We start from the raw sequence: 6,684 nt of genomic DNA, 5'->3' as shown, positions 1-6,684 counted from the left end.
AGTCCGGCGAGCCCGCCGAGCGCGAGCCCCAGCGGCACGGCCAGCAGCGGCAGTGCCCAGACGCCCGAAACAGTCCGCGGTCTCCTGGTACGCGTCGTACTCCGCTAGGACGTACTCCAACGCGCGGACGTCATGGTTCTGCAGACGCGCCGCGACGACGGCCTCGCGCGCGCTGCGCTCCACGAGGCCGCCGTGCGCCTCCGCGTCGGCCATGCCGGTCAGGCGCCGGAACTCACGCCAGTGCATCAGCAGCCGCGTCAGGAACAGCGCGGTCACGGCCACCCCGCCCACGAGGAACTCCCAGCCCGGCGCGTCGAGGACCTCGAGGACGCGGGTCGTGACGGTGGTGAGCGCCAGCGCCAGGTCCACGACGCGCGGCCACCTCACGCTCCACGCACGCGGGTGCGGCCGCGCCGGCACGTCTGGCGTCGAGATCGGCGCGAGCAGCGCGTGCACCCTCGGCACCTGCGCCAGCACGTCCGCGACGTCCTGCGGCACACGACGCTCCTTCCCGGTCCGCGCGGTCAGCGGACGCTCGCGCCGCTGATCACGCCGAGCGTGGCACGCCACGTGGCACCCGCGGGGTGACCGCTACGCCACGTCTCGGTCGGGGCGGGCGCGATGGCAAGGACGTCGCGATCACGGGTGACCTCGTTCCAGCCGGCCTTGAGGTCCAGGTCCATGCGGACGCGGATGTCCGGCTTGGGATCGGGTGCGTCACAGTCGACGCTGACGACGATGTGCGTATCGCGGTCCGCGTACATCCACGCGCCCATCACCTGCCGCTCGGGCGTCCACTCGGCTGTGGCGAGGTACGCGGTGCCGACGTAGCCGCCCAGGCTGGTGAAGAGCGGGACGAGCCCGACCGCGACGACCCAAGCGCCGGGCGCGCCGCTGTATGTGCCCTGGCAGGTGGGGACGTCGACGGCGGCGAAGGTCCGCGCGTCCGTCAGGAAGGAGTTTGCCTTCCCGACGGGGAGGGTCAGCGTAAGCTCGGCGTGGCCATGCGCGTCAAAGCTCACGAGCGGCGCGATGACCTCAGGGTGCTCCCACATCCGCGCGGCGAACGCCCAGGCCGGCTGGTCCGGAAGGTCGACGTTGACGGCGAGGGTCGCGTTCGGGAGCACCGAGGGAAGTTTCAGCGCGGGCCCCTGGGGCACCGAGTCGGGCGGGCGCACTCCACTGCAGCCGGCCAGCGTGATGGCCAGCAGGGCGAGCAGCGCGGCGCGGCTCACTCGTCGGCCTCCTCGCGCTCCTCGTCGTACAGCTCGAGGGTGTGACGGTACGCCCAGGTGGCGGCGTCCCGCAGCCGCGCACGCAGCTCGGCGGGCTTCGCGGCGCCCCAGGTGGTGACGGTGTAGACGGGGAAGGAGCGCAGCACGAAGTCCGCGTCGTACTGGTCCTCCTCGTCGTTGCTGAGCAGCCCGTCGACGTGCAGGGGGCCCATGTACACGGCGCTGGTGACGGTGTACGCGTCGACGCCGCCGTCGCGGCGCACGCGGACGCTCACGAGCAGCCGCGCAGGGCACGCGAAGCCCGTGCGGATCACTCGGTCGCCGAGGCGCTTGTCCTCGGCGCGGACGAGCGCTTCGAGTTCGTTCTGGAAGGGCTCGGTGACGGCGTCGTCCTTGCCTTCCTCCACGTAGAGCACCCCGGCGTCGCACACGTCCTCGGTGAGGTCGAGGTTGGCGAGGTTCGTGGAGGTGGCGCCCGACCAGTAGGGCGGGTCCTTGGACGTCTGGGCGAACGCGGCGGGGGTGAGCAGGACGGCGCCGAGGACGGCGCGGGCGAGGAAGGCACGCATCGCGCTCACTCTAGGGTGTCCAAGGGGTGCTGGGCGCCGCATCTTCGCGGCTTCCAAGGGCGTGCGCTTGGCGAAGCTCGTCACCGCACGCCCACGCCTCGTCCGCGCGGCCCTCGTCCGGCGAAAGACGCGTGACCTGCAGGAACCGGCGACGTCCCGCGGGTCACGGCTCGTCCGCGTCCCTGCTCGTACGAGGCGAGCAGGGCGCGCAGGAACGCCACGAGGCGCGCGAGGGCGGTCTCGTCGAGCAGGTCGAGGTCGATCAGGTCCGTGTGGACCATCTCCATGAAGCGCACGTCCTCCACGAACGCTGGCGGCAGGTGCTGCAGGAGCGCGTCCTCGTCGAGGAGCTGCCGCATCAGCCCGATGATCGCCCACTTCGGCCGGTCGATCCGCCACTGCCCTTCCTTCACGACCGGCACGTCACGCCCCTCACCGATGTCCGGGCTCAAAGCCCCGGAGGTAGTCCGCGAGGGGGCCGAGGCCCACCGCGCGGCGGCGTGCGTCCACGTTCTCCGGATCGCGGAGCGTCCGCGGGCTGGCCAAGCCCCTGAGGTCGTCCACGGTGACCTGCGTGCCGTACATCTGTGGCTCGCCGCGCGCGAGCAGCACGTGGTCCGTGAGGTACGCGAGGTTCGTCCGCTCGGCGGGCGTGCTGGCCTGCCGCTCAATGAGCTTGAGGACGCAGAGCTGCAGCGCGGGCGTCGCGTCGCCGTGCCGGGTGAGCAGCCACGCGTTCTGCGCGAGGTACGCGCCGGCACGGTTGGCGCTGGGCCAGCCGAAGAGGCGCAGGATCGTCCTGAGGTACGCGGAGTGGGAGGACCGGTACCACTCCTTCAACCGCGCCTGGTCGCCGGGCGCGATGATGGCCTCGGTCCGTGACGGGTCGGGGGGCGAGGCGTTCGTGCTGTTCGTCTCAGAAGGGTGCGTGTTCACGACGTACGACCCGGACGTGGGGAACAGCCTCGGCAAACAAATTGAGGATGTCCGCGCGCTCGCCCACGCCCAGTACGCGGCATTCTTCAGCGAGCCCGCCTTCTCGCTCGACGCCACGAGCACCGTTTGTTGGTTCGACCGGTCGTCTAGGCGCTGGCAGGGCGTGGGCGCGGAGGATGACACGCCGGACGCGCCCGACTTGGGGTTGCTAACGTTGCTGCTCACGGGCGGACCCGAGGACTACGCCGCGTGGGCCGAGGCGTATTTCGAGGTGAACGTCCCACGCGTTACGGTCGAGGCGGTGTACAGGCACGCGCCGCTCACGCCCGAGCTCGTCGCGAGCCTCAGCGACGACTTGACGCTTGAAGCCCTCGCCGAGGACATCAAGGAGATCGGCTACCCCACGGAGCGCTGAATGGGCCGACCTCCCAGCTCAGCTCGGCGGCGCTCCAGCCTCGTCTCGGGTGTTCAGGAACTCCTCGTACAGCGCGAGCAGAGTCCCCACTGCGCGGGTGTCGTCCTCGTGTCGCTCGCGCCACCTCACGAGCACACGACCTTCCGAGATGCCGACCCGCTCCGGAAGCCACGCCAGGAACTCGAACCACGGCGCGTCGCTATGATGCCCGCGCCCACCTCCCTGGATCCCACTGAGGTACCCCTTGAGGAACGCCACCGCTTCGTAGTAGGAGCCGGTCTCGGTGTACATCCTGGGGCGGAGCAGCACGGCCTGCACGAAGTCCACGGGCTTCAAGGGCGCCTTCACGCCTTCCATCATCGCACCTCCCGCCAGACGGCCATGACCTCGGGCGCGAGCGGCTCACCCCAACCGTCACGCTCGGACGAGGAACTCACCAGGAACGGCGTCACGTCCGGTCTCCCCATGCCCTCCTCGTCGAGGATCGCGAGAACCGCGTGCAGATGCCGCCACGGTGCGGGCGTCCTCCCGCAGTACATGTTCGCGTATCCTATCTCCGTCACGTGCTGCACGAGCGCGAGGAAGATCTGCGAGCGGCAGTCCTCGTACACTCCCGCCAGCTCCTCGGGCAGGTCGTCGCCCAGCCCCACCGCGACCAGGGCAGGCATGTCCCGCTCCCACGCGACGAGGTCGGGCGCTTCCGCCAGCGAGAACGCATGCTCGACGAACGCGTCGAGCTCCGCGTGCACGAGATCATGCCGCGCGCACCACCGTCGGAACGCGACCGCGCCCAACGCCTGACACGCGCTGATCGAGAGGCACTCCAGCGGCTCCACCTCCCAGGGCGTCGTCACCGCAAAGTCCTCCACAAGCTCACGACTTCCTCCGGGACCGGCCACCCCCACGCGTTCTCCCGTGTCGCGCGGCTCTTCAGGAACGGCGTCACGTCCGGCCTTGAGATGTCGTGCGCGTCCAGCACCGCGAGCGCCGCGCGCAGGTACCGCCACGGCCACTCGGTCGTGTCGCCCCACAAGTCGACGGTCCCGATACCCTTGACCTTCTGAAGGAGGTACCGGAACGTCACGACGTTCGGGGATCCCACCGCCTCCAGCAGGTTGGGGGGCAGGTCGTGCTGCCCCCCGAGGCGGTCGAGGAGGGTCGTCTCCCGTTCCCACCGCGCGAAGTCGCTCACCGTGATCAGCGCGAAGCGGCGCTCGACGAACGCGTCGATCTCAGCGTGCCGGATGTCGTGGTGGTCGCAGAAGCGGCGCAACGCCGTCACCCCCATCGCCTGCGCCGCCATCCCCGACAGCGCTCCGAGGCCGCCTCCGTGCTCCTCGTCGACGTCACGACCGTCTCCTTCCTCCACCCAGCGGTCCTCGGCGTAGCTCCACAGGGGCAGCGCGTCCACGTCATCGAGCGAGACGTCCGCAGTCAGCGCCTGGAACCCGCCGTCCTCGACCACGGACACGTCGCGCGGCGTCAGGCTCCAGAACGACACCTCGAAGGTATGACTGGACGCGACGAGCAGACGGCACGACGTGCGCTCCACACTCACGACGTATCCAACGAGGGTGCTCTGTCCCAAGTCGATCCGGGCGTGCACTTCCCTGCGCTGGGCGCGCAGCAACGCGCGGGCGACGCGACGATGCTCCAGCACACGAGTGAGGTCCTTCCAGGGGCGGGGGTCGCTCAGGTCCTCCGGGAACTCCACGAAGTCCGCCGAACGCACGAACTCCGGGCGCTCCACGTGCCTCGCGAAGAAGGCGTGCACCGATTCGAGCGACGCCAGCGTCACCCGCGCATGGCGGGTGACCATCAGCACCTCCCCCTCCTCGAAGTCCTGCTGGGCTTCCTGCCGACGCCTTACCTCGTCGTACGAGTCGAGCGTCACCTCCAGCCGCACGCCCGCGTACGTCCAGACGTTGCCCTCGAAGGTGGGGGTGAGTTCGGGCACCACGGCGATCCAGCCGATCCGGTCCCGTTCGGCGCGAGGGTCGTACGCGGCGATGATCCCGCCGCGCAGGGTGTTGATCAGTTGCTGAGACAACCGGAAGGGCTCGTGCGTCATTCGTAGCCCTTCCCGCCGAGCAGGAACGCCGCGAACGCCCGCCACGACGGATCGGGAAGAGCGAAGTCGCTCCCGCTGCCCTCGTGACCGCGAGCGCACGCCACGGCAGCGTCGAGGAAGTCTTCGATGCGGGTGTTCTCCCAGCCCAGCGCGGAAGACCTCCGGAACCGCTCGGGGTCCACGTCTTCCAGCGCCCTCGCCTCACGGCGATCCCGCTTGAGCGCCTCGACGAACGCGAGGAAGCTCGTCCGGTCCTGCACCGCCTCGAACGCGGCGTCCAGCTCGTCGATCTGCTCGTCCTGCCCTGGAGCCTCCTGCGCGTCCCCCAGCGTGACGGTCACCTCACCACCACGGACGCGCGTCGAGGGGGGAAGCCCGAGCTCGTTCAGCACCCGCAGGATCAGGTCCAGCGCGCGGTCCTTCTCCCCCCGCACGACCTCCACGTCGAGGACGAACACGCCCATCCCGGCGCCCGCGCCCGTCACGTTCCCCAGCCCGGCCTCGTCGAGCGCGGCCCCAAGGGCTTCCTCGACGTCGTCACGGTCAGTCAGGTCGTCCGAGCCGACGGCCTTCATCTCGATGATGATCTCGTACAGCACCGTGTCGTCCACGCGGCTCAGCCTACCAGCCGCTCACTCATCTGGCCGCCGCAGCTCAGGTCTGGGAAGGTCAGTCCCACCAGAAGAACCACACGGGGTTGCGCAGCAACGTCCCCGCAAGGTTCGGGACGGTCTCCACACCCTGGTACACGATGTCCGAGCAGTACGCGAACTGCTCCGTCGCGAGCAGCAACGCCTCGGGCGCATCCCGGGGAGGGCGGTCCACCCTGAACTCCAGCACGTCCGACGTCACCGACACCACCTCCAGGCCGTAGCGGTCGTGCCACGAGCGCAGCACCGCCGTGTGCTCGCCGGGTGCCGGGCAGGCGTTGAACCCACCGAATCCTAGCCACGCGGGTGCGTCCCAGGAATGCTCGGTCTCGACGAGCGCGAGGTACACCCGCGAGTGCTCCACGAGGGTGCTCAGGTCGCGGACGCTGGTGATCGCGTCCTCCCACACGTCGGGGAGGGGCAGGTCCACGGGCACCGTAGTGGCGTACCGTCGGGCTTCTTCGGGGGTCCGCGCGACCTTCCCGACGTACGTCTCCGCGTCGGGGTCTTCCAGTTCCCCATCGAGCCAGCCGGTCAGCAAAGCGCGGGCGTCCTCGCCTTCCCTGAGAGGCTCGTCGCTCGCTCCGCCCGGATCGAACGGATCTTGTCCGGTGACGACGGGCCAGCACCCGGTCACAGGGTGTGCCTGGGCGAGCCGCGTCCAGACGCTTAGCGCGTCACGTCCAGCGACACTGAACGTCAGGACCGAATGGTCCCCGAAGGGCACCTCGCGGACGTCACGGTAGGCAAGGCGAGCGTCGTCGAGGACAAGGAGCGAAGGCAGCATGACCTCAGCGTACCCGTCGGT

At 70.0% G+C, this 6,684-nt stretch carries 10 protein-coding genes and 1 pseudogene; 1 reads left to right on the top strand and 10 read right to left on the bottom strand.

Annotation, left to right across the window (positions count from 1 at the left end):
- From DEIPI_RS40635 to DEIPI_RS34340, 5 genes and pseudogenes are all read right to left on the bottom strand, one after another.
- Positions 1-498 (bottom strand): annotated as a pseudogene (locus tag DEIPI_RS40635) (hypothetical protein); the annotation flags it as partial.
- 26 nt (positions 499-524) lie between these two features.
- Positions 525-1,235, bottom strand: coding sequence for a hypothetical protein (locus tag DEIPI_RS0124385; RefSeq protein WP_027483508.1), 711 nt, complete (start codon positions 1,233-1,235; stop codon positions 525-527).
- Positions 1,232-1,804, bottom strand: a complete 573-nt coding sequence (locus DEIPI_RS0124380) for a hypothetical protein (RefSeq protein WP_027483507.1) — start codon at positions 1,802-1,804, stop codon at positions 1,232-1,234. The genes DEIPI_RS0124385 and DEIPI_RS0124380 overlap by 4 nt, the downstream gene beginning before the upstream one ends.
- A gap of 80 nt (positions 1,805-1,884) precedes the next feature.
- Complete coding sequence (locus tag DEIPI_RS0124375) at positions 1,885-2,226, bottom strand: hypothetical protein (protein ID WP_027483506.1); 342 nt, start codon at positions 2,224-2,226, stop codon at positions 1,885-1,887.
- A gap of 10 nt (positions 2,227-2,236) precedes the next feature.
- Positions 2,237-2,740: a DUF6624 domain-containing protein gene (locus tag DEIPI_RS34340; protein ID WP_157463999.1), complete on the bottom strand. Its 504-nt coding sequence runs from the start codon at positions 2,738-2,740 to the stop codon at positions 2,237-2,239.
- Between DEIPI_RS34340 and DEIPI_RS0124365 the strand changes: the two genes are divergently transcribed.
- Positions 2,733-3,155, top strand: coding sequence for a hypothetical protein (locus DEIPI_RS0124365; RefSeq protein ID WP_157463997.1), 423 nt, complete (start codon positions 2,733-2,735; stop codon positions 3,153-3,155). The two genes, DEIPI_RS34340 and DEIPI_RS0124365, sit on opposite strands and share 8 nt — an antisense overlap.
- Positions 3,156-3,173: 18 nt before the next feature.
- Here DEIPI_RS0124365 and DEIPI_RS0124360 read toward each other — a convergent pair whose 3' ends face one another.
- The 5 genes from DEIPI_RS0124360 to DEIPI_RS36130 are packed head-to-tail and all read right to left on the bottom strand — an operon-like array spanning position 3,174 to position 6,663.
- On the bottom strand, positions 3,174-3,503 hold the full coding sequence (locus tag DEIPI_RS0124360; RefSeq protein WP_157463995.1) for a hypothetical protein: 330 nt from the start codon (positions 3,501-3,503) through the stop codon (positions 3,174-3,176).
- 8 nt (positions 3,504-3,511) lie between these two features.
- Entirely contained in the window at positions 3,512-4,009 is a 498-nt protein-coding gene (locus DEIPI_RS36140; RefSeq protein ID WP_157463993.1) for a hypothetical protein, read from the bottom strand.
- On the bottom strand, positions 4,006-5,226 hold the full coding sequence (locus DEIPI_RS0124350) for a hypothetical protein (RefSeq protein ID WP_027483502.1): 1,221 nt from the start codon (positions 5,224-5,226) through the stop codon (positions 4,006-4,008). The genes DEIPI_RS36140 and DEIPI_RS0124350 overlap by 4 nt, the downstream gene beginning before the upstream one ends.
- Entirely contained in the window at positions 5,223-5,837 is a 615-nt protein-coding gene (locus DEIPI_RS36135) for a DUF7660 family protein (RefSeq protein WP_052351988.1), read from the bottom strand. Before DEIPI_RS36135 ends, DEIPI_RS0124350 begins: the two co-directional genes overlap by 4 nt.
- Positions 5,838-5,895: 58 nt before the next feature.
- Entirely contained in the window at positions 5,896-6,663 is a 768-nt protein-coding gene (locus tag DEIPI_RS36130; protein ID WP_052351987.1) for a DUF4253 domain-containing protein, read from the bottom strand.
- Between the last annotated feature and the right edge of the window lie 21 nt (positions 6,664-6,684).

The organism is Deinococcus pimensis DSM 21231, from assembly GCF_000519345.1.
In the GTDB taxonomy this organism is placed as follows: Bacteria; Deinococcota; Deinococci; order Deinococcales; family Deinococcaceae; genus Deinococcus_A; species Deinococcus_A pimensis.
The sequence above is the reverse complement of the archived record's forward strand: the minus strand, read 5'-3'. Positions and strand labels throughout refer to the sequence as shown.

Coding starts and splice junctions, on each gene's coding strand:
- DEIPI_RS0124380 (WP_027483507.1), bottom strand. CDS start 1,804: ATGCGTGCCTTCCTCGCCCGCGCCGTCCTCGGCGCCGTCCTGCTCACC.
- DEIPI_RS0124350 (WP_027483502.1), bottom strand. CDS start 5,226: ATGACGCACGAGCCCTTCCGGTTGTCTCAGCAACTGATCAACACCCTG.
- DEIPI_RS36130 (WP_052351987.1), bottom strand. CDS start 6,663: ATGCTGCCTTCGCTCCTTGTCCTCGACGACGCTCGCCTTGCCTACCGT.